Raw genomic sequence first — 25,223 nt, forward strand, 5'->3', positions numbered from 1 at the left:
TTCTGTGCGTACGGACAGCGCGCTACGCGCTCTTCTCGTGCCGTTCGTCCTTGCCCACGATGCGGGGCTCGCGCGGCACCAGGGTGGGGTTGACGTTCGAATGGACGACGTCTTCGGTGATGACGACGCGGGCGACGTCCTTGCGGGACGGGACCTCGTACATCACCGACATCAGGACCTCTTCCATGATGGCGCGCAGACCTCGCGCACCCGTGCCGCGCAGGATCGCCTGGTCGGCGATGGCCTCCAGGGCCGGGCGGTCGAAGTCCAGCTCCACACCGTCGAGTTCGAACAGCCGCTGGTACTGCTTCACCAGGGCGTTGCGCGGCTCGACGAGGATCTGGAGGAGGGCCTCGCGGTCCAGGTTGTGGACGGAGGTGATGACCGGGAGGCGGCCGATGAATTCGGGGATCATCCCGAACTTCACCAGATCCTCCGGCATGACCTCCTGGAACTGGTCGCTGGCCTCGATCTCGCGCTTGGAGCGGATCGTGGCGCCGAAGCCGATGCCCTTGGCGCCGGCCCGCGACTCGATGATCTTCTCCAGACCGGAGAAGGCGCCGCCCACGATGAACAGGACGTTCGTCGTGTCGATCTGGATGAATTCCTGGTGCGGGTGCTTGCGGCCGCCCTGCGGCGGGACGGAGGCCGTCGTGCCTTCCAGGATCTTCAGCAGGGCCTGCTGGACGCCCTCGCCGGAGACGTCTCGTGTGATCGACGGATTTTCGCTCTTTCGGGCGACCTTGTCGATCTCATCGATGTAGATGATGCCGGTCTCGGCCTTCTTGACGTCGTAGTCGGCGGCCTGGATCAGCTTCAGCAGGATGTTCTCGACGTCCTCGCCCACATAGCCCGCCTCCGTCAGCGCGGTCGCGTCGGCGATGGCGAACGGGACGTTGAGCATCCGGGCGAGCGTCTGCGCGAGCAGGGTCTTGCCGGAGCCCGTGGGGCCGAGCAGCAGGATGTTGGACTTCGCCAACTCGATGCCGTCGTCGCGGTTCCCCGAGCTCTCGCCGGCCTGTACGCGCTTGTAGTGGTTGTAGACCGCCACGGAGAGCGCCTTCTTGGCGGCTTCCTGGCCCACTACGTAGCCCTCGAGGAACTCGTAGATCTCACGGGGCTTGGGAAGCTCCTCCCAGCGCACCTCGGAGGTCTCCGCGAGCTCTTCCTCGATGATCTCGTTGCAGAGGTCGATGCACTCGTCGCAGATGTACACACCAGGACCCGCGATGAGCTTCTTCACCTGCTTCTGGCTCTTGCCGCAGAACGAGCACTTGAGCAGGTCGCCGCCGTCACCGATGCGTGCCACGAGGTGCTTCCCCTTCGCCTGGGATCCGCCTTGCTCTGCGAACCCGGGTGCTTGCCTATCGACGGTACCTTGCCGGGCCCCCTGTGCGGGCCCCCCTTGGACGTACTCGGTCCAAGGGGGTTGCCACCCGGCACCGGTGCCCGGACCGGAACTCAGACCGAAACAGACGTCTTGCGCGTCGAAACGATCTGGTCGACGAGACCGTACGCGAGCGCGTCCTCGGCAGTGAGGATCTTGTCGCGCTCGATGTCGTCGCGGATCTTCTCGATCGGCGTGCTGGAGTGCTTCGCCAGCATCTCTTCGAGCTGCGTACGCATGCGCATGATCTCGTTCGCCGCGATCTCCAGGTCGGAGAGCTGCTCACGGCCCGTCTGGCTGGACGGCTGGTGGATCAGGACGCGGGCGTTCGGCAGTGCCATCCGCTTGCCGGGGGTGCCGGCGGCCAGCAGGATCGCGGCCGCGGAGGCGGCCTGGCCCATGCAGACGGTCTGGATGTCGGGCTTCACGAACTGCATCGTGTCGTAGATCGCGGTCAGCGCGGTGAACGAGCCGCCCGGCGAGTTGATGTAGATCGAGATGTCACGGTCGGGGTCCATCGACTCCAGGCACAGCAGCTGCGCCATGACGTCGTTGGCGGAGGCGTCGTCGACCTGGACACCCAGGAAGATCACGCGCTCCTCGAAGAGCTTCGCGTACGGGTCGTACTCACGGACGCCCTGGGAGGTGCGCTCCACGAAGCGCGGCACGACATAGCGGGCTTCGGCCTGCGGGCCGGTGTAGAGGCCGCTGCCGGGGAAGTTGTTCATGCGGGTGTTCACCATCCTGATGGCGATCGGTGGGCTGGTATTCGGCTTCGAGGCAGTGCTGCCGGGGGGTATCAGGCCCCGGTGCCGCCGCCGCCCGGAACGCCGGAGGCGTAGGTGATGATCTCGTCGATGATCCCGTACTCCTTGGCCTCCTCCGCGGTGAACCAACGGTCACGGTCGCCGTCGCGGATGATCGTCTCCACGGTCTGGCCGGTGTGCTCGGCGGTGATCTGCGCCATGCGCTTCTTCGTGCGGAGCAGCTGCTCGGCCTGGATCTTGATGTCCGAGGCGGTGCCGCCCAGGCCCGCGGAGCCCTGGTGCATGAGGATGTCCGAGTTCGGCAGCGCGAAGCGCTTGCCGGGGGTGCCCGCGGTCAGCAGGAACTGCCCCATGGAGGCCGCGAGGCCCATCGCGATCGTGACCACGTCGTTCTTGATGTAACGCATGGTGTCGTAGATCGCGAAGCCGGCGGTCACCGAGCCACCGGGCGAGTTGATGTAGAGGTAAATGTCCTTGTCCGGCTCCGCGGCCAGCAGCAGCAGCTGCGCACAGATCTTGTTCGCGATCTCGTCGTCGACCTGCTGGCCGAGGAAGATGATCCGCTCCCCGAGCAGCCGGTTGTAGACCTGGTCGCCGAGGCCACCACCGAAGGCAATCTCACCGGCGGCGGAAGGCATCAGATTCGTCACGTATCCACCTGCTCGTCTCTGACGGCAACGGGCCGTCTCCGCGTCTTCTACCTGAGGTAGGGGGTGGGGCGGCCAGTCTGCCCGGCCCGCTCCGATGTCTCCCCTGCCCTCGTATCTACGGACCCTAACGCGCTGCCCGGCGGGCGCCATCCCGCATCAGGAACTGTTCGCTCTGAGCGCATGTTCCCGGGGCCGTGACAGGCCCGTGAGACCACGGACGGGCCCGTACGTGCGAAACACGTACGGGCCCGTCCGTAAGGGGTTCTGCGGGTCGCGCAGAGGCCGTGGATCAGGCCTCGGTCTTCTCCTCGGCGGCCTCGGCCGTCTCGGTGACCTCGACCGTCTCGGCGGTCTCGTCCTCGTCGTCGAGGTCGACGACCTCGCCGTTGCTGTCCTTGACCGTGGCGGCCTCGACGACGGTCGCGAGGGCCTTGCCGCGGGCGACCTCGCCGACGAGCATCGGCACCTGGCCACCCTCGACGACGGCCTGGGCGAACTGGTCGGGGCTCATGCCGGAGGACTGCGCACGGCGCATGAGGTGCTCGGTGAGCTCCTCCTGGCCGACCGACAGCTTCTCCTTGTTGACGATCTCGTCGAGGACGAACTGCGTCTTGATGCCCTTCTCGGCCTGCTCCTTGAGCTCGGCGTCGAAGTCCTCGGCGGACTTGCCCTGGATCTCCAGGTACTTCGCCAGGTCCAGGCCCATCTGGCCCAGCTGGTGGTGCTCCAGGTTGTGCTTGCGGGTGTTGACCTCGTCCTCGAGAAGCTTCTCGGGCATCGGGACCTCGACGAGCTTCAGCAGCTCCTCGAGCACCTTCTCCTGGGCCTGGGTGGCCTGGTCGTACTTCTTCATACGGCCCAGACGCTTCTCGCTGTCGGCGCGAAGCTCCTCCAGCGTGTCGAACTCGCTCGCCAGCTGGGCGAAGTCGTCGTCCAGCTCGGGCAGTTCGCGGGCCTTGACGGCGGTGACGACGACCGTGACCTCGGCCTCCTTGCCCTCGGCGCTGCCGCCCTTGAGCTCGGAGGTGAAGGTGGCGGTGCCGCCGGCCTCGAGGCCGGTCACGGCCTCGTCGATGCCGTCCAGGAGCTGGCCGGAACCGATGGTGTAGTCGACGCCGGTGGCGACGCCGTCCTCCAGCACCTCGCCGTCGACCTTGGCCTCCAGGTCGACGGTGACGATGTCGCCCTCGGCGGCGGCGCGCTCGACCGGGGAGGTGGTGGCGAAGCGGTCACGGAGCTGCTCGAGCGACTTCTCGATGTCCTCGTCCGACACCTCGACGGCGTCGACGGTGACCTCGATGCCGGAGTAGTCCGGGATCTCGAGGGCCGGACGGATGTCCACCTCGGCGGTGAAGGCCAGCAGCTCGCCGTCCTTCAGCTCCGTGATGTCCACCTCGGGCTGGCCCAGCGGGTTCAGGTCGGCCTCGTTGACCGCCTCGGTGTAGAACTTCGGCAGCGCGTCGTTGACGGCCTCCTCGAGCACCGCACCACGGCCGAACCGCTGGTCGATGACGCGGGCCGGGATCTTGCCCTGACGGAAGCCCTTCACCGTGACCTGCTGGTTGATCTTTTTGTACGCCGCGTCGAGGCTGGCCTTGAGCTCCTCGAAGGGCACCTCGACAGTGAGCCGAACCCGAGTCGGGTTCAGGGTCTCCACGGCGCTCTTCACGGTTCGGTCTCCTTGGGGCTGACTGCTGGGTTTCTGCTGAGGTTCAGCGGACCGCGCCCGGCAGAGAGGCACACGGGCGCGCAGCTTGCATAGTAACCGCAAGCGGGTTGAGCCCCACAATGTGATCTTCGCTGTGCGGCGCGTACAGCTGATCGGGACGCGCCGGAAAACCTCCCGGCGCCCCGGAAAACACCGGAAAACGTCCGGAGACGGCGAGAGATCTCAAGAAGCCGGGAAACCCGGAAAACAAGTCGTGCTGGTCGGGGTGGCCGGATTCGAACCGACGACCTTCCGCTCCCAAAGCGGACGCGCTACCAAGCTGCGCCACACCCCGTCGGTGCGAGACGTAGGGTACATGGCCGAAGACCCCTTGGTGCACGCGATTTCCGCGCAGGTCACCCCGGCGGGTCCTGGGGGCGGTCCCGGGTCCGGGGATGCCCACAACACCTCGCCGCTCACCCCTGATACGATGACCGCGGTCTTCGCCGCACCGGCGGAACACCGCCCGGCGGGCGTAGCTCAATGGTAGAGCCCCAGTCTTCCAAACTGGCTACGCGGGTTCGATTCCCGTCGCCCGCTCCAGCAACGCCCTCGGCTCCGGCCGGGGGCGTTTCGCATGCCCGGGAGGTTTCGCCTGCCTGGGGGTTTCGCATGTCCGGCAGGCGCCCCGGGCGCGCCCGGGCTCAGAATCTGATGTTGTTGATCGTCTCCGCGATCGAGTTGAGGAACCGCTGGATCGGCTCCGCCATGCTCGTGTTCTTGAGGAAGAAGCCGAAGAGTATGGCGACGATCGCGGGCCCGGCCTTGATGTTGCCCGCGCGGTACATCACCACCAGGATGATCGCCAGCAGTAACACCACAGACAGTGAAACAGTGGTCACGACTGATCACACCCTCGGTCGGAATCCCTGGCCGCCCCCCGGAGGGCATGCTGCCCCCCGGACCCCTCTCGGCAACCATCGTGCCATCAACTCGCCCGCCAGTGGAGCCGCGTGACGATTCGCCAGTGGAATCCGCAACGTTGCGCGGAGGCGGCTTTTGGGGCGGTTTACCGAGTATCGCGGAGGTAAGCCACGGGCCGTGTACGTACGTACAGGCAAGGTTTTACGCGTTCCGCTTCCGCCGCTAGGGTGCCTCGAATGTCCCCCACCGCCACGCCTCCCGCGCGCCCCGTGGCCTCCGCTTCCGCCGCTTCCCAGCCGGTTTCGACGCCTTCGCCGGAACCCGGCCAGGGCGCCGCCCCGCAGCGTGACCCGTTCTTCGACAACGCGAAGTACCTGGCGATCGTCCTGGTCGCGCTGGGCCACGCCTGGGAGCCGCTCACCCATGGCGGCCGGGCGGCGACGGCGTTGTACATGACCGTGTACGCGTTCCACATGCCGGCCTTCATCCTTGTCTCCGGCTACTTCTCCCGTGGCTTCGATATGAGCCCTGCCAAGCTCAAGCGACTCCTCACGGGTGTCGTCGTGCCGTACCTGATCTTCGAGGTCGCGTACACGTACTTCCAGCACTGGGCGGAGGACGACGCCCCGAACGAGCCGGTCTCCCTGCTCAACCCCTGGTACCTGAACTGGTTCCTGGCCGCGCTGTTCGTCTGGCGACTGACCACCCCGATCTGGAAGCTGATCCGGTGGCCCGTGCCGGTCGCCTTCGTCATCGCGATCCTCGCCGGGCTCTCCCCGGAGGTCGGCACGGACTTCGACCTCCAACGAGTGATGCAGTTCCTGCCGTTCTTCGTGATCGGGCTGCACATGAAGGCCGAACACTTCCGGCTCGTGCGCGGGCGCTGGGTGCGGATCGCGGCGGTGCCGGTGTTCGCGGGCGCGGTCGCGGTCGCCTACTGGCTGGCGCCGACCATGGACACCGCGTGGTTTTACCACAACGACAGCGTGCAGGAACTGGATGCCCCGCTGTGGGCCGCGCCCGTCATGCAGCTCGCCCTCTTCGCCTGCGCGGCCGTGCTGATCGTCTGCTTCTTCGCCTGGGTGCCGGGGCGGACGGTGTGGTTCACGACGCTCGGCGCGGGGACCCTGTACGGGTATCTGCTGCACGGCTTCCTGATCAAGCTGTCGCGCTGGTGGGAGTGGTACGACGCGTACGCGTGGATCCGGCAGCCGGTGGGCGAGGTCGTCGTGACGCTGCTCGCGATCGCCGTGATGACCGCGCTGTGCAGTGGGCCGGTGCGGAGGGTTTTCCGGTTCGCGATGGAGCCGCGGATGGAGTGGGCCTTCGTCAAGACCCCCCTCCGGGGGAAGTCCTCTACCTAGTCGCCTGCGGCTCTGCGGGCCGTCTTGCCGCCTGCGGCGGCGGGCGCCCTGCGGGCGCGTCCTCAATCGCCGGACGGGCTGGTTTTGGCTGAGGTCGGCCATATCAAGCCCGTTCGGCGATTGAGGACACAGCACAGCAGCCCGTCCGGCGATTGAGGACACCGCCGCGCAGCGGTGGTGCGGGCGGAGACTACAACGGCGGCGCACCCCGAAGGTGGCGGATGAGTTTCTCCAGGGCGGCCCAGCCCTCCGGGCCTTCGCCGAGTGGGTAGTAGTAGCCCGGCCGGGCGTTCGGGCCCAGTTGGACCGGGCGGTCCTTCAACGGAGTCCGGCTCGCCGTGTCGCGGCCCGCTTCCCGGACCTCGGCGGGGCCCAGGACGAAGGCGTACGGCATGGGCGGCTGCTCGAAGTGGGGCGGGGCGTTCAGGTCCCGGCGTGCCTCGCGCAGCTGGACCATCATGGTCTTCAGGCCGTGCCGGGTCACCAGCTCGCCGGCCAGGCCCGGCAGTGCCTCCAGGGGCGGCTGCTCGTCGGGGCCGTAGCCGAGGGTGAGGGTGATGTCCTCCTCCACCCCCTCCGGGGTGCGGATCACGCGCAGCGTGGCGATGGCCGGCCGGTCCGGGGTGCCGACGACGACCGTCCAGGTGGGCTGGGGGGCGCGCTCGTAGGCCAGGTCGGTCAGCTGTCGCCGCGACCAGGTGAGGCCGGCGGGTTCGGACGTGCCCCAGCCGGCCGGGGGGCCGCCGGTCAGTGCCTGCCAGGCGGCTTCCAGCGCGCCGCCGAGCACGAGGTCGGCCTCGGGCTGGTGCAGGGTGCGGAAGGAGACGACGAGCTGGCGCTCGCCGGTCGGCCGGATGTCCTGGAAGGCGTCCGCCACCGGGCTCTCGCCGTTCTCGTCCCGGTCCGGGGAGAAGGCGCCGTCCTGCCAGCGCAGGACCGCGCCGGTCAGCCCGTCGTAGTAGCCGCACCGCTCGTCGCGCACCACCCAGCGCGAGGGGGTGGACTGCAGCAGCAGGCGGGTGGGCAGGGAGAGTCGGCAGTGCGGCGGGGTGACGATCTGCAGGGACCGGTCGCTGTCCACGGTGGCGCGCAGGGCCTCGGAGAGCCAGCTCGTCATGGGGACGACCGGGCGGTCCTGGAGGACGACGGCGGCCTCGTCGGTGAGCATGTCGACGGCGGGCTGGGCGGCGGCGGGGGTGGGGACGGCCGTGACGCCCGAGACGTCGACGGGGCGGGCCGCGCCGACGGTGCCGGGGGCGTCCGGCGGCCAGACCCGGCCGCCCAGGAGCATCGTCAGACGGGCCGCGAAGGCACCCGCGAGCTGCTCGGCCTGGGGGACGCCCGTGGTGGCGCGGGCCTCGATCCACCATCCGGGGCCGTCGCCGGAGGGTTCGGCGCCGGGCCCCAGCAGCCGGGCGGCCTCGCCCGGCACCTGGAGCAGCAGGGGCGCCTCGATCGAGACGAGCGGCCGGCCCTCGTCGTCGCAGAGCTGGACCACGGCGCCCTCGCCGGTGGTCGCGATGTGCAGGTCCGGGCCGCCCGCGAGGAGGCCCGCCACGACGCTCAGCGCGTCGGGCATGCGCTCGGTGAGCGCGATCACGTCCTTGGTCATTCGGTGTTCCCCCTGGTCATGCGTGGTCGGCCGGTGTCTCGGTGTCGCCGTCCGCGGCGGCGAGCGCCGTTTGGATCAGCCGGGTGGACTCGCCGCGGCGCAGCAGCGTGCCGCGGCCGGGCGGCTGGGGGCTCGCGTAGACGCCGGGGAAGAGCTGGCCCTCCTGCCGGTCGCCGGTCATGACGACCGCCGTCGTACCGCTCTCCCGGAGTGTCATCAGGAACGGCTCGTACAGGGCCCGCGAGGCGCCCGCCACCCTGCGGGTGACGACGAAGTGCAGGCCGATGTCCTGTGCGGAGGGGATGAACGGCAGGAACGGCGCGAGCGGTTGCTGGCCGGCGGTGGTGAGGATGTCGTAGTCGTCGATGAGGATGACGATGCGGGGGCCGGAGTACCAGGTGCCGGACGCGAGGGCGTCCTGGGCGGCGAGGTCGTCGGGCATGCGCTTTTCGAGTTCGGTGGCGATGCCGGTGGCCAGGGCGCCGCAGAGCTTGGAGTTGTGGGCGTAGCCGCCGCGGTACTCCTCGGGCACCAGCTTGCGCAGGCCCCGGCGCGGGTCCATGACCGCGAAAACGATCTCCTCGTCGGAGTAGCGCTCCATGAGCCCCTGGGTGACCAGGCGCAGCAGGTTGGTCTTCCCGCACTCGCTGTCGCCCAGGATCATCAGGTGCTGGTCGCGTCGGAACAGATCGAGCAGGACGGGTGCGAGCGCCGTCTGGTCCAGGCCGAGGGGCACCCGGTTGGGTTCGGCCGTCACGGACGGCAGGGAGGCGGCGGGGATGCGGGCGGGCAGCACCCGGACCCGCTGGGCGCCGTCACCGGACCAGGACGAGCGGATCACCATGGCCGCCTGTTCGACGGCCGGGCCGAGGTCGGCCACCGAGGCGAGGGAGTCGATGCGGGGCAGTGCCGTCTGGGCGAAGAGCTTGCCGTCGGTCAGGACGCGGCCCTTCTCGTCCGGGGCCAGGGTCTCGGCGAGCTTGCGGTCGATGCTGGAGTCGCCGGGGTCGTTCAGGCGCAGCTCGACGCGGGTGCCGAACAGGGACTGGGTGGCGATGCGGACGTCGTTCCAGCGCAGCATGCCGGCGACGACGTGGATGCCGTAGCCGCCGCCGCGCTTGAGCAGGTCGGTGACCGCGTCGTCCAGTTCCTCGAAGTCGTCGCGCAGGGCGCCGAAGCCGTCGATGATCAGCACGATCTCGGTGGAGGACAGCTCGGGGAGCCGGCCTTCGGCGCGCAGCGAGCGCAGTCGCTCGACGGAGTCGATGCCGTGTTCGCGGAAGAGTTCCTCGCGGGCGGCGAGCATGCCGCGAACCTCTTCGACGGTGCGGGCCGCGCGTTCGCGGTCGGCACGGCCGGCGATGCCGCCGACGTGCGGGAGTCCGGAGAGGGCCGCGAGGCCGCCGCCGATGAGGTCGAGTCCGTAGATGCCGACCTCGCGCGGGGTGTGCGTCATGGCGAGGGACAGCGCCAGGGTGCGCAGCAGGGTGGTCTTGCCGGACTGCGGGCCGCCGATGACGGCGGCGTGGCCGCCGGCGACGGTGAGGTCGAGGACCCATTGGCCCTGCCACTGCTTGGCCGGGTCGTCGAGGAGGCCGAGCGGCACCTTGAGCGGGCCGGGCCGGACGGCGAGCTGCATGCCGCGTTCGCCGGCCCGGAGCGGGCCGGCGGAGGTGTCCAGGGCGATGGCCCGGGGCAGCGGCGGCAGCCAGATGGCGCGGGTGGGCGGGGCGGCGTCGCGGAGCTGGTCGACGACGACGGACATGACGGTGGGGCCGGGGTTGCGGTGGCGCATGGCCGGTTCGGCCTCGCCGGGGGCCGTCTCGGGCCGGCCGAGGGTGTTGAACTCCGGGTAGGGGTGGACGGCCGGGCCCTCGTCCTCGACGTCGCGGGCGACGGGGCCGCGGTAGGGGCCGGAGACGAAGCTGGCCTTGAACCGCTCGTAGGCGCTGGTGTCGACCTTGAGGTAGCCGAAGCCGGGGATGGGCGGCAGGTGGAAGGCGTCGGTGGTGTCGAGCACCGTGCGGGACTCGTCGGCGGAGAAGGTGCGCAGGCCGAGCCGGTAGGAGAGGTAGGTGTCCAGGCCCTTGAGCTTGCCGCCCTCGATGCGCTGGCTGGAGAGCAGCAGGTGCACCCCGATGGAGCGGCCGATGCGGCCGATGGAGAGGAACAGGTCGATGAAGTCGGGTTTGGCGGTGAGGAGTTCGCCGAACTCGTCGATGACGACGAAGAGGTGCGGCAGCGGTTCGAGGTCGGGGCGGGTCTCGCGCAGGGCGGCGTAGTGGCCGATGTCGGCGATGTTGCCGGCGTCCTTGAGGACCTGCTGACGGCGCTGGACCTCGCCGGCGAGGGAGGAGTGGACGCGCTCGACGAGGCCGGCCTGGTTCTCGAGGTTGGTGATGACGCCGGCGACGTGCGGCAGGTCGGCGAAGGGCGCGAAGGTGGCACCGCCCTTGTAGTCGACGAGGACCATGGCGAGGTCCTCCGGCGGGTGCGAGGCGACGAGTGCCAGCACCAGGGTGCGCAGCAGTTCGCTCTTGCCGGAGCCGGTGGCGCCGACGCACAGGCCGTGCGGGCCCATGCCGAGTTCGGAGGATTCCTTGAGGTCGAGCAGGACCGGCTGGCGGGAGTCGCTGAGGCCGATGGGCACGCGCAGGAAGGCGCGTTCGCCGCGGGGCCGCCACAGTTGCCGGACGTCCAGGGCGGCCGGGTCGTCGACGCCGAGCATCTCGGCGAAGTCGACGGGGCCGGAGAGCGGGGCGTCGCCGAGGGATTCGGCGGACAGCCGCAGGGGGGCCAGCAGGCGGGCGAGGCCCTCGGCGCCGGCGGCGGTGGCCCGGTCGGCGGTGCCGTGGGAGGTGACGGTCTCGGCGGGGCGCAGGTCCTCGATGTGGACCTGGTCGCCGTCGACGGTGATACGCAGGGAGACCTGGCCGGGCTCCTGGACACGCTCGGCCACCAGGTGCAGCACGGTGACGCCCATGTCCCGCAGGGACACGGCGTCGTCGGGGCGGGGCAGTTCGTGCGCGTCCTCGCCGTACTCGTCGCTGACGACCAGCAGCCGGCCGGCCATCTCCAGGGCGTCCTTGCCGGACAGGCCGCGGCGTACCTCGGCGGCGTAGGAGGCGCGGGCGCGCAGGTCACGGTTGATGAGCCGGGCGAGCTGGGCCGGGGTGGGGGCGATCCGGCGGGCGCTGACCGGGCCGTCCTGCTCGTCGGGGTCGAGGGTGTGGGGCAGCCATTTGACCCAGGCCCAGTCGGTCATGCGGTCGCCGGGGCAGGCGAGGGCGAAGGCGACGTCGTCGGGGGCGTGGGCGACGGCGGTCTGGGTGAGCAGGGCGCGGACGACGCGCAGCACACCCTCGCGGTCGCCGACGACGCTGACGTTGCCGACGCGGTCGAGGGGGACGGTCAGGGGCAGGTCGGTAGCGGTGGAGAATCGATTCTTCAGCGCCCCGGCCTCGTTGAGCATGAACCGGTCGGGCGGGGTGAGGACGTTACCGCCGGTCTCGCCGACCGTCAGCGGCCGTACGGGCATCTGCCCGGTTCCCACGCGCACGCGCAGGAAGTCGCCGTCGAGGCGGCGCCGCTCCCACAGCCGGGCGGGGTCGCGCACGATGTCGTACAGCGCCTCGGGGGGCGGGTCGAGGACCCGGGCCGTCTCGCGGCGCTCGCGCTCCTCGGCGCCCAGCTCCTCGCGGAGCTCCTCCAGGTACTCCAGGTAGCGTTCGCGCTGCTGGCGCCGGGTGCGCTGGGCCTTGCCGCGCTGGGACAGCAGCATGCCGACCGAGCCGATGACGGTGACGAGGAGCACGATCGCGCCGAGCCCGGCGAACTGGCTGTTGCGCACCATCGTCATCATCACGACGGAACTCATCACGCCGGCGATGGGCATGAGGGTGTGCAGGGCGCCGCCGGTCTTGCCCTCGGGCAGGTTGGGCGGCGGCTCGATGGTGCGCGCCTCGGGGGTGGGCAGCGGCCGGGTGGCACGGGCGGGGCGGTGGACTATGCGGGTGCTCATCGGTTGCTTCGCCTGCTCATGGCTCGGGTGAGGACGTCGGCGGCCAGCTCGGTGACGGCCTCGCGCGTGACCTGGCCGAGCAGGTCGGTGCGGATGGGGCCGCCGGTGGCGAGGTGCCGGTCGTACGGGAGCATCAGGACCTTCACGCCGTCGAGCTGGAGATGCTCTCTCGCCGCGGTCACATCAAGCGTCATGTGCGGGGACGACGCGGCGACGACCACCACGGTTCCCTCCAGCATCCTGGGTCGCGACAGTGACGCCATCCAGTCCAGTACCGAGCGGGTGGTGGTGACGCCCTCGACGGTGGCGGGGGTGACCAGCACCCGTGCCTGGGCCGCCGACAGGGCGGTGCGGGACAGCTCGCTCGGAAGGGTGTCGCAGTCGACGACGGTGATGCCGAAGTAGCGGCGCAGCGCGACCATCACCGAGCGGTACTCGGCCAGTTCCAGCCGGTTGCCGACCCGGCCCTGGCTGCCGGGCAGCAGCCAGCCCCGGTCGGGCAGCTGGACGAGGTAGCCGACGACGTCGGTGAGCTGCATCGACGGGTCGATGAGCTGCGCGACGTCGCTCGTGGTCCAGCGCACCTTGGTGACGCCGAGCCGGGCGGGGAGCGTGCCGAGCGCCGGGTCGGCCTCCAGCATCAGCACCGGGTCCTGGCGGTAGTGCGCGTAGGTGCGCCCGAGCAGCGCGGCGACGGTGGTCTTGCCCGCGCCGCCGCGGATGCTGGTGACGACGATCTGCCGGCCCGTGGTGAGCGGCTGCTGCAGCGCCTGGGCGACCCGGGTCGCCTCCTCCACCTCCCGGGTGGCCGAGGAACCGACGAGCCGGCGCAGCGAGCGGGAGGTCCGCTTGGCGGCGGAGTCCCCGCTGAGCGGCTTGCCCTTGATCAGCTCCTCGGGGAGCGGGATCTCCATGGTGACGGGCGTGGGCAGGGGCCTGGGCGCGGGTGCGGGCGCGGGGCGGGGGCCGGCGGCGGGCTGCCCGGGGGCGCCGGCCCGCGGCGGTGGCCCGGCGGGTCCGGCCGGGGGCCGGCCGGGCAGGTCGCCGGGCCGGCCCGGCGCGCCGGGGTCGTCGGTGAGGTCACGCAGGTCGCGCAGTACGTCGCCCTGCCAGTCGTCCTGGGACATGCGGTCTCTCCTGGAAGCTCAGAACTGGTGGAGCAGACGTCCGTAGACGCCGAACATCCCGACCGCGAGCGGGAACAGCGCGATCACGCCGATGGTCTCGACGAGGTCCACGGCACGGCGCAGCCGGACGCCGACGTGTTCCGGCAGCCGGACCGCCAGCACGGCGAGCGGCACGACCGCCACCGCGCCGAGCGCGAGGAGCGGCCCGGAGGGGGTGCCGGGGATGTGGCCGATCCACAGCACCACGAGGCGGACGAGCAGCACCAGGGCCGCGGCCAGCAGCGTGACGACCTCGGCGATCAGGGGGAACGCGCGGGAGCGGGAGAGCAGCACGACCACGAGCACGGACGCGAGCAGGACCGTCCACCACGAGGGCGCGGTGACGGCCAGCAGCCCGCCGGCCGTGGCGGACACGGCGACGGCGGCCGTGGCCAGGACCAGCCCGCGGTGGGTGGCGGCCAGGGCGGTCTCGACCTCGTGGCGGCTGACGGAGGCACCGCCGGAGCGGCGGTCGTCGAGCCCGGTGAGACCGGCCGCCATCAGCGCGAGGCGGGGCAGCAGGCCGAGGACGACGACGGAGACGACGGCCATGACGGATCCGACGCGTGCCGGGTCGTGCTGGAGCGCGGCGACGGCCTCCCACACCGCGGTGGTCGCGGCGACGGCTCCGGCGCCGATCAGGCCGCCCTTGCCGAGCTGGGAGAACAGCCCGAGGAGCGCGAGGGTCACGGTGAGCGCGGCGGCCACGGCGGCGAGCCGCGCGGGGCCGGTCCAGTCGTGCGCGTCGGCGGCGGTCCACGCGGCGAGCAGACCGAGGGCGCCGCCGGTGAGCATGAGGGTGGTGCCGAGGTCACGGCCGGCCTGGCCCGCCCGGTCGTCCGTCCGGGCGCGCTGTGCGGCCCGGGTGCCGATCCGGGCGGCGACCGCGCCGACGGCCGCGACGAGCGCGGCCGTCACCGCGAGAGCGGCCGCGACCGCGGCCGGGCCGAGGCTGGTGCGCGCGAGCACACCGGCGGTCACGGCCAGTGCGATCGTGGCCAGGCTCGCGGTCCACCGCCGGGCCTCGGGCCGCCAGCGCCAGGCGCGTACGTCCAGGTCCTCGGCGAGTTCGTCGGTGACGTCGTGCACGACGGGCGCGGAGGGCGCGTCGTGGACCCGGACGAGCCGGAGCACGGCACCGTCGGGCACGGCGGCCTCGGCGAGGGTCCCGTCCTGCGGCAGAACCGTTCCCTCAGCGGTGATCAGATGCCGGGCGGCCGGTCGTTCACCGATCCTGTCGTCCAACAGCCGCAGGACGTCGGGCAGGAGCCGCCCGATGGGCTCGTCCGCGGGCAGCACGAGATCCACCCGCCGGCGGTCGCCGACGAGAGTGATCCTGCTCAATTCCGTACGCTGCTTTTCCCCCACATTCACCACGCGGCAGAACCTATCACTGGACCGGCTCCGTCACTTTGTGCGTTCCTTTCGGGCTTTTCGCCGATTTCGTATGCGAGGCGGACGGCTTCACCCGGGAAGCGACCGGCTTGGCATGCGTAGCGGTGGGCAACACATGCGCGGCAGGCGGCTTGGTATGCGAGCCGGACAGCTTCCTGTGCGAGAGGGACGGCGAAGGCGACAACGACGGTGACGGCGTCACCTGCGGCGCATAGCGCTGCTGTTGCTGTTTCTGCTGTTCTTTCTGCTTGGCCAGGGTGTGCTGGATGAACGACCACCCCACACAGCCGGCGCACAGCACCGCCGCCACGGCGATACCCGCGAATATCTTCCCGAGCTTTTCGTCCGCCGTACGACGGGCGCGCTGGGCACCGAAGTGCAGCGCGTCCCGCATCCGCCGGCGCCGTACAGACACCGACTCCAGCAGCTGACTGTCGTAATCCTTCGCCATCATTCCCCGATCGGCCGGGCTCGTTGAGCCGGTATGGACCTACGAACCCCGGGCGATCTGAAAGGCCATGAACAGCAGCCAGGACACCGGGATCAGCAGACCCCAGACGGCGGCGCGCCGGCGCAGCGGCAGGCCGGGATCCAGCTGCGGGCCGGGCTGGCCGGGGACCGGGGGCGGGAGTTTGTTGAGCTTGACCCTGATGAATACGTTCCACAGCAGGGTGAACGGGGTCAGCAGGACCAGCGACAGCGGGCTCCACCAGCCCTGCAGCAGCGTCTTACCGGTCATGTCGCGCCACACGGCCGTTCCGCAATTACGGCAGAACGGGCCCTTGAGGGACAGGAAGCGCATCATGATCAGAATGCCCTGATGCCCGCGCACGGTGGCCTCGACGGCGGGGAATCCACCGCAGAGCCGGCAGTGCACCTGTCCGGTCGGCGGCGGAAATCCCTGCTGCGGCATGCCCTGCTGACTCCAGCCCTGTTGGGGCGGGAATCCCGGCTGCTGCTGGAACGGCTGTTGCGCCGGAAATGGCTGCTGTTGCGGCGGAGTAGCCACAAAAGTCCCCCGAATCAATCACTGCACTATGGAACGGCGCGGTCATGACACACACCGGTCGCTATGCCTATCAACTTTTGCCGGGGGAACGCAAAGTGCCGTCGACATTCCCCCCGCAGCCGGGCGGCCTCCGCCGCCGGTGACCGAGGGCGGGGGACCCGGGGTGCCGGCCCCGGCTCAGGCCGCGAGCGGCGCCTTGCCGCGGAGGAAGATGCCGTCGTCCGCCGGCTTCACGGCCGCCGCCCCGATATCGGCCACGATCCGCCGCGCTTTCGCCGACCAGCCGGCTCGACGACGAACGTCCGCATGCGGACCACCGCGTCACCCCGCTCGGCCGACGGCGGACGGCCGGCGCCGGCGGCCGAGGCCGGGGCGCCGGCCCCCTATGTCCAGGCCGCGAGCAGGGCCTTGGCGCGGAGGAAGCGGCGACTCGTCGTCACCGGCTATTCGGCGCGGGCCAACGCCTCGGCGACCTCCGCGCGTACCTTGTCGTCGCCGACCGAGGTCAGGTACTCGGCGAATTGCCGGGCCTCCGGCCCCTTGGCGCGGTACACGATGCCGACGGCGTGGTTCAGCGTGCGGGGGGAGGAAGCGACGGTCAGCACGCTCATGGCCAGGTCCACGCCCAGCGGGCCGTCGAGGACCGACACCGCGCTGGCCAGGTCGACCAGCTGCGTGGGCAGGTCGAAGCGGGGCTTCTCCCCCGCCGCCAGGGCCCGCACGCCCCGGTCGATGACCTCCTTGATGTCGTCCAGCAGCGCCCGCAGCGTGGCGTTGTCGAACAACTCGCCCAGCTTGTCCTCGAAGTACTGGCTGTCGGCGAGCCGCACGAGGGCGCGGGCCGTTTCCACCCGCAGTCCCTCGGTGCCCTTTTCCCGCGCCAGATCACCGTCGGCCACCGCGTCCGCGAGCTGCGCGAACGTGCTGTCGACCGAGAACTTGCGGTCGAGCGAGAACTCGTACCAGGGCGTGTTCCGCGGGTCCGCGGCGGCCTGGACGACCGCCTCGTACCCCGCCGTCTCGCCCCAGGTCGTCAGCGCCAGGCACGCCAGGAAACGCTCGATCTCCGGCTCGGCGGGATCGTTCATGAGCTCCACGAGTCCCGGCACACGGTCCCGGTGTCCGGGATCGTCGAAGGCCCCGTAGATCACATCGTCGATATCCGTCGTCGGCTCGCCATCGAAATCCGTGCCGAGCAATTCACTGAAGCGGGTCATGAGTGGCATCCTTTCGCATTCCGCCCGTCGGTCGTCGTCACGGTCCGCTGATGTAGTCGTGCGGCACGACGCCCTTGATGAGCCACTCCGAGTCCCGGCGTGTGTGCATCATGTCCTTCATGCGCTGCGCGAGGCTCTTCGTCTTGGCCTTACCCAAGCCGAGTTCCTTGGCGATTTCGGCGGCCCTCGCGTCGATCTCGGGGTGCGGGGTGTCCCGCGGGACACTGATGTCCACGGGCCGGCCGGCGACCTTGTCGGCAGCCTGCTGGATCGCCGCCTCGACCTCCCGCGGCGAGTAGACCTCCACACCCTTGACCTTGCCCTTGGCTATGTCGTCCACGAGCCGGGGCAGATCGATCTGGATCTTCTGGCCGCCGTAGTCCTTGGCGTTGGCACCGTCCTCACTGGTCGAGGTGTAAGGACTCTCCGACTTCTTCGGCTCCCGTCCAACGATGTGGTCGACGATCGTCGCGTCACCGTCGGGGTTGGCGGGGACGAGGTCGCCGTCCTCGTTGAGGTAGCTCTTGCGCTGTCCCTTGCTGTTGTGCGTGTCCGAGAAGTCCGCGTCGTGACGCTTGATCTTCGGGACCTCTTCGGCGGGACCGGGCCGGTACGAACCGGGCGGTGTGTGATCGCCCGAGCCGGAGCCGGAGTCGCCCGCGCCGGTACCGGAGTCGCCCGAGCCCGAGCCGGAACCGGAGTCACCGGAGCCCGAGCCCGTGCCGGAGTCACCGGTGTGACCCGCGCCCGCGCCGTGGCCGGCGTCCGAGCCCTTGTCCGAGCCGGAGCCCGAATCGGCGGAACCAGAGTCCTTGCCCGTGCCGCCGGGGCCGTCCGTGCCGCCGTGACCGCCGGCGCCCGCACCCGTGCCCGGCGTCTCGCCGTGGCCGCCTGCGCCGTGACCCGCGCCGCCACCGCCCGGCGTGTGGGACCCGCCGCCGCCCGACGGCGTGTGCGAGCCCGCACCCGTGCCCGAGCCGCCGCCGGTCGAGTGGTCCGTGACGTGACCGCCCGTGGTCGGGGTGCCGTGCGTGCCACCGCCGCCCGCCGGGTGTGCCCCGTCCGCCGGGAGCGACGGGCCCGTCGGGTGGTTCGCGGAGTTCTCCACGTGGCCGGGGCCGCCCGCGCCCTCGAGGACCTTCGCCTCGTCCTTGACGGGAGCGGTCTCGTGCTCCTTGACGTCGGGCAGTTCGTTCTTGTGCGGCTCGCGGACGGGTTCGGTGTCGGGGACGACGTCGCCGTGTTCGTCCCTGATGAATCCGTCGTTGCCGATGACGCGCTTGTTGCCCGCGGCGTCGGTGTACTCACGGCCGGGGGGCGTGTGCTCGCCGGAGCCCGCGGGGGTCTTGTCCCCCGAGCCGGCGGGAGTCTTCTCGCCGGAGCCGGCGGGGGTGGACGACGCGTCGCCCGAGTGGGCAGGCGTCGACGAGCCCTCGCCCGTGTGGGTGGGGGTCGGGGAACCGTCGCCCGTGTGGGCCGAGGGGGCGTTCACCTCGGTCGGGTGCGGCGCGGTCCCGGTCGGGATGTTGCGGGCCATGTCGTCGACACCCGCCTGGCTGGCCTTGAGGCCCTCCATCAGGTCGCCGATCTTCAGCTTGGTGAAGCTGCCCGCCTTGCCCAGATAGCTCATCGGATCGACGAGTGCGCCCGCCTTGCCCAGCGCGGTCGCGGCCTCCGCGCCCACGCCCAGCTTCCCGGCCTTGCCGAGCTTGAGCAGCGAACCCGAACCGATGGTCACGGCGTTGAACAGCACCGTTCCGAACGCCCGCGAGGGGTCCTTGCCCCACTCGTCCCACGCGACCAGCGACTTGCCGAAATTGCGCAACGCCGCCTTCTGCTTGTCCGTATCACTGTGGTCGACCGGACCGAACATCTTGTCCATCGCCCACTCGTACGGCGTCGCGATATAGGCGCTGACACCGCCGAAGACATCACCGATGCCCGACCAGGTCTTCTTGAAATTGTCCCAGTCGAAGAAGTTGACCATGCTGCCCAGGCCCTTGAGCGTGCCCAGGACACCATCGACGAAGAACCCCTTCAGCGCACCGCCGACATTGTCCTTCGTCCACTCCCACGCAGCCCGCAAACCGGTGTACTCGCGCTTGTCGACCGTCCCCCAAGGAGTCTCCTTGGCGTCCTTGACATCGCTTTCCTTGAAGCCGTACATACCGGCCTTGTGCGAACCGTCGTCGACGACGAAATGCGTACCGCCCACCAACGCGGTGATCTTGTTGGCGGCGTCGCGCTCCACACCCTGGAACGCCACCCAGGTCGTGCCGACCTCACGGACAAGACGCGCATTTTCGTCGATCTTGCCCTGGTCCTTCTGCCAGTCGTCGTCGTCCTTGTTCTCGGCGACGAACTTCTTCGCATCGGCCCGGAGCTGGTTCATCTTGTCGACCAACGGCTTCGCCGCCGAGGCGAAACCCGTCAGCGCACCGCTGACCGATTCCAGCTTCTTCGCGAACTCGTCCGCCTTGTCCCGCACCGGAATCGTCGAATTGAGCAGGTGCTCCTGTTCGGGAGCGTCGTACACCGGATCCAGCGCCTGGAAGGCGTTGTGCACGTCCTTGCCGGTACCACGAATGCTGGAAGCAGTCGTCTTCAGCTTGCCGGCGTGCTTCTCCAGCTCCTCCAGTTGCCCCGTGAAGGTGGGTATCTTCCCCAGTTCGATCACTTCTTGGGGCCCTTCATCTCTTCCGGAGTCGGAGCCTTGGAGTACTCCTCCTGCTTGTTCTTCGCCATCTCCAGGTCACCCTTGAGGTACTCCTCGGTGGCCAGCCGCGCCCCGGTGATGGACTTCCCCGTCCGGACGGGGAGGTACTTCAGATCGTTCTCGGTCTTCTGCTGGAACTCCTGCAGAGCCTGGGCCACGGGACCGAACGCTCCCCCCTTGGGGATCTCGGCCCCGCCCAGCACCATCGTGCCCGCCGTGGTAGCGGCGCCCACCAAGTCCTCGCCGTACGCCTTGAACTCTGCCTCGAACTTCCCGCCGGCCTCGGCGGTCTTGCTCAGGACTCCACGAACGCCATCCGGCTTGATGTCCCACTTGTCGGACACGATTCCCCCGTTCCGTAAAACGTTTTCTCTGCGGTGCCCCGGCGTCAGCCGATGTTGTCGACGGCGGCCTTGGCGCGGGCCAGCGTCTGGTGCGCCGTGCCGTCGTTCTTCTCCATCGTCGAACGCAGCAGCGTGATGATGGAGCGGACCTCGGCGGCCGCCTTGTCCCAGCGCTTTTCCTTGCCGTGGTACTCGTCCGAGACGCCGTCGGCCTGGAAGTCGGCCATGGCCGCCTTCACGGCCGCTTCGCGCTCGGCGAGCACCGTCTCCAGCCGGCCGATGATGCCCGCCAGCGAGCCCTGCACCTCGGTCGAGGCGCCGACGTCGTAACTCCGCCGGTCCGTACCCGTGCCACCCATGTCAACTACCCCCGTGTTCCTAGCGGCCCGAGAAACGGGCCGCGTCGAAGTTCGCCGCCGCCATCTGCTGCTTCGCGTTGTCCGCGGACTCCTGGTCACCCTGGCCGAACGAGGTGTCCATGCCCGACTGACCGCCCAGGATCGAACGCAGCGAGCCGTTCAGCGCGGCCGTCACATCGTCCGAGTGCTCCTTGAACTGATCGAAGGCCACCTTGCCCGAACCGTTGAACTTGCCCTCCAACGGTGCGGCAGCGGCGATCAGCTGGCGGATCAGACCACCCAGGTCCTCACTCGAACCCCGCGTCCGAGACATCAGCCCCGTCAACGCCGTGTTACCCATATCGAACTTCACGAGTTCACCCCCGTCACCTCTCACGACAGGCCGCTCGAACATCCACGGCCCGCACTGGCGTGCCATGTCTATCAACCCCGCATTGCCACCTGCAACGTGAACAGGGGCCGCTTCCGCATACCTGTTACGCAGAAGTGGCATTCGTCGCACAACAAACGCCGCTTGTCACGCGCTTGTGACAATGCGTGGCTCAGTCGCGGCAGATGAGCAGCAGCGCCCGGTCGTCGTTGACGTCCTTGGCGACGGCCTCGATCAGATGCCAGGCGACGCCGTGGAAACCGGTGGCGACATAACGGTCGGCCTCGCCGGTGAGCCGGTCCATGCCCTCGGTCAGGTCCCGTTCGGCCGTCTCGACCAGGCCGTCGGTGAAGAGCATGAGGACGTCGCCGGGGCGCAGCGTGCCCTTGACGGGGTCGAACCGCGCGCCGTCGTAGACGCCGAGGAGCGGGCCTTCGGCGGCCTTCTCCTCCCAGCGTCCGGTGCCCGCACTCAGCTGCAGCCCCGGCAGATGGCCGGCGGAGAGCAGTTCGTAGTCGCCGCTGTCGAGGTCGAGGACGAGGTGGACGGAGGTCGCGAACCCCTCGTCCCAGTCCTGTCTGAGCAGATAGGCGTTGGCGGCGGGCAGGAACTGCGGGGGTGGCAGGGAGCCCAGCAGACCGCCGAAGGCACCGGACAGCAGCAGGGCGCGCGAGGCGGCGTCCATGCCCTTGCCGGAGACGTCGGTCAGCACGACCTCCAGGGTGCGGCCGCCGTTCGTCCGCCCGGCGACGACGAAGTCACCGGAGAAGGACTGGCCGCCGGCCGGGCGCAGGGCCATCTCCCGGTGCCAGCCGCGTGGGAGCTTCGGCAGCTTGCTCTGGACCCGGATCCGCTCGCGCAGGTCGAAGAGCATCGTGCCGCCGCGCCGCCAGGGCACCCCGACCCGGCTGCGGAACTGCGCGATGAGCAGCCCGAGGAAGCCCACCGCGGCGACGACGAGGATGGTGCCGGGGGTGACCCGGTCAGCGCCGTGCGAGCCGGGGTCGTCCAGCGCCGCCGACTCCACGATGAGGGCCGCGGCGGCCGCCGCGTAGAGACCGAGCAGGCTCGCGGGCCGCAGCAGCAGCCCGCCGGCCACGATGGGCAGGACGAGCGCGGCGGGGTCGCACCACCCGGGGTTGGCGACGGTGCCGAGCGTGAGGGCGGGGACGGCGAGCAGCAGCGCGGTCAGGGCCAGCCAGTCGGAGCCGTCGCCGCGGAAATAGTCGACACCGGCTTTGCGCACGCTCGTGCGGGCCCGGTGCAGTCTTTTGCGCATCCGGGCCGTCGGGGTCTCCGCGCCGCCAGTCATTGCATCGGGACCTTATCCACCCATTCGGCGGTGCGTCGATTCACGCCGCGCCGACTCGTCAGCCGCGAGGGCACCAGGAGAGCACCGGAACAGCACGAGCGGGGCATCAGCGGACCATCGGAAGAACTCGGCACGTCTCGGAAGGCACAGCCTATGCGAAATTCGCTCGCCCGAACCGGGAACGCGCTGCTAGGCATGGGCCATGACGATGGAATTTCGCGTGTTACGCCCTGCCGACTGGGACCAGTGGTACGGAACCTTGGAACTGGCCTTCGGCGGGGTGACGGAGTCCCCCGAGGAGCGGGCGCTGTGGCAGAAGCTGACGTGCTTCGACCGCTCCTTCGGTGTCTGGGACGGCGGGGAAATCGTGGGCACGGCGGGCACGCTCGCCTTCCGGATGACGGTGCCGGGCGGGGAGGCGGTGCCCACCGCCGGTGTGACGATGGTGGGGGTACGGCCCACGCACCGACGGCGCGGGGTGCTGCGGGAGATGATGGGGCGTCTGCTCGCGGACGTACGGTCCTTGGGGGAGCCACTGGCCGTGCTGACCGCCTCGGAGCCCGCGATCTACGGCCGGTTCGGGTACGGAGCCGCGACGCACAGCCTGCACGCGAGCATCGACACGACGCGGGTGCGGGTGGCGGTGCCGCCGGGTACCGACGCGTCGGACGGCGCGCAGGGCGTGCGGTTGCGCTTCTCGAAGCCCGCGGATGCGCGCGAGGTGTGCGAGGCGGTCTACGCGCGCCGGGTAGCCGCCCGTCCGGGCATGCTGGTCCGGCAGCCGGGCTGGGAGGACCAGCCCCTGCTCGACCCGCCGGCCAACCGCGCGGGGGCCTCCCCGCTGCAGTGCGTGCTGGCCGAGACCGACGGCGAGGTGGTGGGCTACGCGCGCTATGCGGTGAACCCCGAATGGGAGACGGCCGGTCCGAAGGGCACGGTGGTCCTGCGCGATCTGGAGGCGCTGACACCGCAGGCGTACGCCGCGCTGTGGCGCTTTTTGACCGAGATCGACCTGACGACGCGGATCACCACGACGAACCGCCCCGTCGACGACCCGCTGCTGCGCCTGGTGAACGACGTCCGGCGCTGTGAGATCGGGGTGCGGGACTCGCTCTACGTCCGGCTGGTCGACGTGGGCGCGGCGTTGTCCGCGCGTACCTACCAAGCGCCGGTGGACGTGGTGTTCGACGTCGAGGACGACTTCTGCCCCTGGAACGCCGGGCGCTGGCGGCTGACCGGCGATCCGAAGGGCGCCTCCTGCGAGCGCACCGACGACGCGGCGGACCTGGCCCTGTCCGTACGGGAGCTGGGCGCGGCGTACCTGGGCGGGGTGTCACTGGCGTCGCTGGCGGGCGCCGGCCGGGTGACGGAGCTGCGTCCGGCCGCCCTGCAGGAGGCGTCGGTGGCGTTCGGCAGCACGGTGGCGCCGTGGCTGCCGCACGGCTTCTGAGCCCTGGGGCGGGCCCGGCCGGTTCACTGGCAGGTCGGGCACCAGAAGAGGTTGCGGGCGGCGAGTTCGGCGGTGCGGATCTCGCTGTCGCAGATGTGGCAGGGCAAGTGGGCACGGCGGTAGACGTAGACCTCGCCGCCGTGGTCGTCGACGCGCGGCGGGCGCCCCATGGCCTCGGGCATGTGCTCGGGCCGGACGGTGTCGATCCGGTTGTTCCGCACCCCTTCGCGCATCAGCACCACCAGGTCGGCCCAGATGGCGTCCCAGGCGGACCGGGTGAGATCGCGGCCGGGTCGGTAGGGGTCGATTCCGTGCCGGAAGAGGACTTCCGCGCGGTAGACGTTGCCGACCCCGGCGATGACCTTCTGGTCCATGAGGAGGGCGGCGATCGTGGTGCGGCTCCTGGAGATCCGCCGCCACGCCTTGTCGGGGTCGTCGCCGGGGCGCAGCGGGTCGGGGCCGAGCCGGTCGTGTATCGCCTGCTTCTCGCCGTCGGTGATCAGCGCGCAGGTGGTGGGGCCGCGCAGATCGGCGTAGGCATCGGGGTTCGCCAGCCGCAGCCGCACGGTGTCGGTGGGCGGCGGCGCCTGGCCCGTGCCGAAGCCGAGTTTGCCGAAGAGGCCGAGGTGGACATGGACCCAGCCGGTCGCGGCGAACCCGAGGAAGAGGTGCTTGCCGTGGGCTTCGGCGCTCTCCAGCACCCGGCCGTCGAGCAGGGCCGCGCTGTCCGCGAACTTGCCCTGCGGGCTGCTCACCCGGGCGGGGCGGCCGGCGAAGAGAGCACGGTGGTCCGCCGCGAGGCGGTGGATCGTATGCCCCTCGGGCACGGCTTGTCCTCCGGACGGGTCGCGTTGACTGGTGCGGCTTCAGGACCGGGGCGCCGCCCCGGCCCCGGGACCTCAAGCGCCGGACGGACTTGTCCAGCCCGTCCGGCGCTTGAGGACAAAGGGGTATCAGCCCTGCTGCGGGTGGTGGGCGGGGATCTCCGGCAGCTCGCCGGTGGCCTCGTACCGGCTCAGCATCTCGATGCGGCGCGTGTGGCGCTCCTCACCGGAGTACGGCGTGGCGAGGAAGATCTCGACGAACTTCGTCGCCTCTTCCTGGGTGTGCATCCGGCCGCCGACGCTGATCACGTTGGCGTTGTTGTGCTCACGCCCGAGGGCGGCGGTCTGCTCGCTCCAGGCCAGCGCGGCCCGGACGCCCTTGACCTTGTTCGCGGCGATCTGCTCGCCGTTGCCCGAGCCGCCGATCACGATCCCGAGGCTGTCGGGGTCGGCGGCGGTCCGCTCCGCGGCACGGAGGCAGAACGGGGGGTAGTCGTCCTGGGCGTCGTAGATGTGCGGACCACAGTCGACGGGGTCATGGCCCTGGGCCTTGAGCCACTCGACGAGGTGGTTCTTGAGTTCGTAGCCGGCATGGTCGGAGCCGAGGTACACGCGCATGCGTCCGAGTGTGGCACGACTCGGAACGGGCAACCGTCGCCGGGGCCGGGGCTTACCCCGTGAATACAAC

At 70.3% G+C, this 25,223-nt stretch carries 20 protein-coding genes, 2 tRNA genes and 1 pseudogene; 3 read left to right on the plus strand and 20 right to left on the minus strand.

What is annotated here, in order from left to right:
- Nucleotides 1-22: 22 nt before the first annotated feature.
- The 5 genes from clpX to ACZ6MA_RS03560 all read right to left on the minus strand — a co-directional run bounded on the left by clpX (nt 23) and on the right by ACZ6MA_RS03560 (nt 4,807).
- Complete coding sequence (clpX, locus tag ACZ6MA_RS03540) at nt 23-1,309, minus strand: ATP-dependent Clp protease ATP-binding subunit ClpX (RefSeq protein WP_469430705.1); 1,287 nt, start codon at nt 1,307-1,309, stop codon at nt 23-25.
- A gap of 152 nt (nt 1,310-1,461) precedes the next feature.
- Nucleotides 1,462-2,130, minus strand: coding sequence for an ATP-dependent Clp protease proteolytic subunit (locus ACZ6MA_RS03545; RefSeq protein WP_130877735.1), 669 nt, complete (start codon nt 2,128-2,130; stop codon nt 1,462-1,464).
- A gap of 56 nt (nt 2,131-2,186) precedes the next feature.
- Entirely contained in the window at nt 2,187-2,804 is a 618-nt protein-coding gene (locus ACZ6MA_RS03550; protein WP_437114136.1) for an ATP-dependent Clp protease proteolytic subunit, read from the minus strand.
- A gap of 289 nt (nt 2,805-3,093) precedes the next feature.
- Nucleotides 3,094-4,473: a trigger factor gene (gene tig / locus ACZ6MA_RS03555; protein ID WP_469430707.1), complete on the minus strand. Its 1,380-nt coding sequence runs from the start codon at nt 4,471-4,473 to the stop codon at nt 3,094-3,096.
- 257 nt (nt 4,474-4,730) lie between these two features.
- Nucleotides 4,731-4,807 (minus strand) — tRNA-Pro (locus ACZ6MA_RS03560).
- A gap of 174 nt (nt 4,808-4,981) precedes the next feature.
- Between ACZ6MA_RS03560 and ACZ6MA_RS03565 the strand changes: the two genes are divergently transcribed.
- Nucleotides 4,982-5,055: transfer RNA gene (locus tag ACZ6MA_RS03565), tRNA-Gly, on the plus strand.
- Nucleotides 5,056-5,156: 101 nt separating this feature from the next.
- On the opposite strand, the gene ACZ6MA_RS03570 is transcribed toward ACZ6MA_RS03565, so the two are convergent.
- Nucleotides 5,157-5,354, minus strand: a complete 198-nt coding sequence (locus ACZ6MA_RS03570) for a hypothetical protein (RefSeq protein WP_184731192.1) — start codon at nt 5,352-5,354, stop codon at nt 5,157-5,159.
- Nucleotides 5,355-5,612: 258 nt separating this feature from the next.
- Between ACZ6MA_RS03570 and ACZ6MA_RS03575 the strand changes: the two genes are divergently transcribed.
- Complete coding sequence (locus ACZ6MA_RS03575) at nt 5,613-6,740, plus strand: acyltransferase family protein (protein ID WP_469430709.1); 1,128 nt, start codon at nt 5,613-5,615, stop codon at nt 6,738-6,740.
- Nucleotides 6,741-6,930: 190 nt separating this feature from the next.
- Here the strand turns inward: ACZ6MA_RS03575 and ACZ6MA_RS03580 are convergent, their stop codons facing one another.
- The 12 genes and pseudogenes from ACZ6MA_RS03580 to ACZ6MA_RS03635 all read right to left on the minus strand — a co-directional run bounded on the left by ACZ6MA_RS03580 (nt 6,931) and on the right by ACZ6MA_RS03635 (nt 22,261).
- Nucleotides 6,931-8,352, minus strand: coding sequence for a DUF6177 family protein (locus tag ACZ6MA_RS03580; RefSeq protein ID WP_469430710.1), 1,422 nt, complete (start codon nt 8,350-8,352; stop codon nt 6,931-6,933).
- A 16-nt stretch (nt 8,353-8,368) separates the two neighbouring features.
- Nucleotides 8,369-12,373, minus strand: a complete 4,005-nt coding sequence (gene eccCa / locus ACZ6MA_RS03585) for a type VII secretion protein EccCa (RefSeq protein ID WP_469430712.1) — start codon at nt 12,371-12,373, stop codon at nt 8,369-8,371.
- Nucleotides 12,370-13,500 (minus strand): MinD/ParA family ATP-binding protein, encoded by a 1,131-nt coding sequence (locus ACZ6MA_RS03590; RefSeq protein ID WP_469430714.1) that lies wholly within the window; start codon nt 13,498-13,500, stop codon nt 12,370-12,372. Before ACZ6MA_RS03590 ends, eccCa begins: the two co-directional genes overlap by 4 nt.
- 18 nt (nt 13,501-13,518) lie before the next feature.
- Nucleotides 13,519-14,916: a type VII secretion integral membrane protein EccD gene (gene eccD / locus ACZ6MA_RS03595; RefSeq protein WP_469430716.1), complete on the minus strand. Its 1,398-nt coding sequence runs from the start codon at nt 14,914-14,916 to the stop codon at nt 13,519-13,521.
- Between the two features lie 217 nt (nt 14,917-15,133).
- Nucleotides 15,134-15,385, minus strand: a pseudogene (locus tag ACZ6MA_RS03600) (hypothetical protein); the annotation flags it as partial.
- A 39-nt stretch (nt 15,386-15,424) separates the two neighbouring features.
- Complete coding sequence (locus ACZ6MA_RS03605) at nt 15,425-15,847, minus strand: hypothetical protein (protein ID WP_469430719.1); 423 nt, start codon at nt 15,845-15,847, stop codon at nt 15,425-15,427.
- A 539-nt stretch (nt 15,848-16,386) separates the two neighbouring features.
- The gene (locus ACZ6MA_RS03610; RefSeq protein WP_469430720.1) at nt 16,387-17,160 is read right to left on the minus strand and encodes a hypothetical protein; all 774 of its coding nucleotides are present in this window, start codon (nt 17,158-17,160) and stop codon (nt 16,387-16,389) included.
- Between the two features lie 37 nt (nt 17,161-17,197).
- Complete coding sequence (locus ACZ6MA_RS03615) at nt 17,198-19,837, minus strand: hypothetical protein (RefSeq protein WP_469430722.1); 2,640 nt, start codon at nt 19,835-19,837, stop codon at nt 17,198-17,200.
- Nucleotides 19,834-20,220, minus strand: coding sequence for a DUF6507 family protein (locus tag ACZ6MA_RS03620; RefSeq protein ID WP_469430723.1), 387 nt, complete (start codon nt 20,218-20,220; stop codon nt 19,834-19,836). The genes ACZ6MA_RS03615 and ACZ6MA_RS03620 overlap by 4 nt, the downstream gene beginning before the upstream one ends.
- 44 nt (nt 20,221-20,264) lie before the next feature.
- Nucleotides 20,265-20,579: a pore-forming ESAT-6 family protein gene (locus ACZ6MA_RS03625; RefSeq protein ID WP_469430725.1), complete on the minus strand. Its 315-nt coding sequence runs from the start codon at nt 20,577-20,579 to the stop codon at nt 20,265-20,267.
- Between the two features lie 19 nt (nt 20,580-20,598).
- Complete coding sequence (locus ACZ6MA_RS03630) at nt 20,599-20,931, minus strand: hypothetical protein (protein ID WP_469431190.1); 333 nt, start codon at nt 20,929-20,931, stop codon at nt 20,599-20,601.
- A 190-nt stretch (nt 20,932-21,121) separates the two neighbouring features.
- The gene (locus ACZ6MA_RS03635) at nt 21,122-22,261 is read right to left on the minus strand and encodes a PP2C family protein-serine/threonine phosphatase (protein WP_469430727.1); all 1,140 of its coding nucleotides are present in this window, start codon (nt 22,259-22,261) and stop codon (nt 21,122-21,124) included.
- A gap of 202 nt (nt 22,262-22,463) precedes the next feature.
- On the opposite strand from ACZ6MA_RS03635, the gene ACZ6MA_RS03640 reads away from it, so the two are divergent.
- Nucleotides 22,464-23,711: a GNAT family N-acetyltransferase gene (locus tag ACZ6MA_RS03640; RefSeq protein WP_469430728.1), complete on the plus strand. Its 1,248-nt coding sequence runs from the start codon at nt 22,464-22,466 to the stop codon at nt 23,709-23,711.
- Between the two features lie 23 nt (nt 23,712-23,734).
- Here the strand turns inward: ACZ6MA_RS03640 and ACZ6MA_RS03645 are convergent, their stop codons facing one another.
- Together ACZ6MA_RS03645 and ACZ6MA_RS03650 are read right to left on the minus strand one after the other, a co-directional pair.
- A complete protein-coding gene (locus tag ACZ6MA_RS03645; RefSeq protein WP_469430730.1) occupies nt 23,735-24,538 on the minus strand; it encodes an Fpg/Nei family DNA glycosylase in 804 nt (267 codons plus the stop codon).
- Nucleotides 24,539-24,664: 126 nt separating this feature from the next.
- Nucleotides 24,665-25,153, minus strand: coding sequence for a ribose-5-phosphate isomerase (locus ACZ6MA_RS03650; protein ID WP_469430731.1), 489 nt, complete (start codon nt 25,151-25,153; stop codon nt 24,665-24,667).
- Nucleotides 25,154-25,223 lie beyond the last annotated feature (70 nt).

The sequence above is a fragment of the Streptomyces sp. NPDC042259 genome (genome assembly GCF_055582085.1).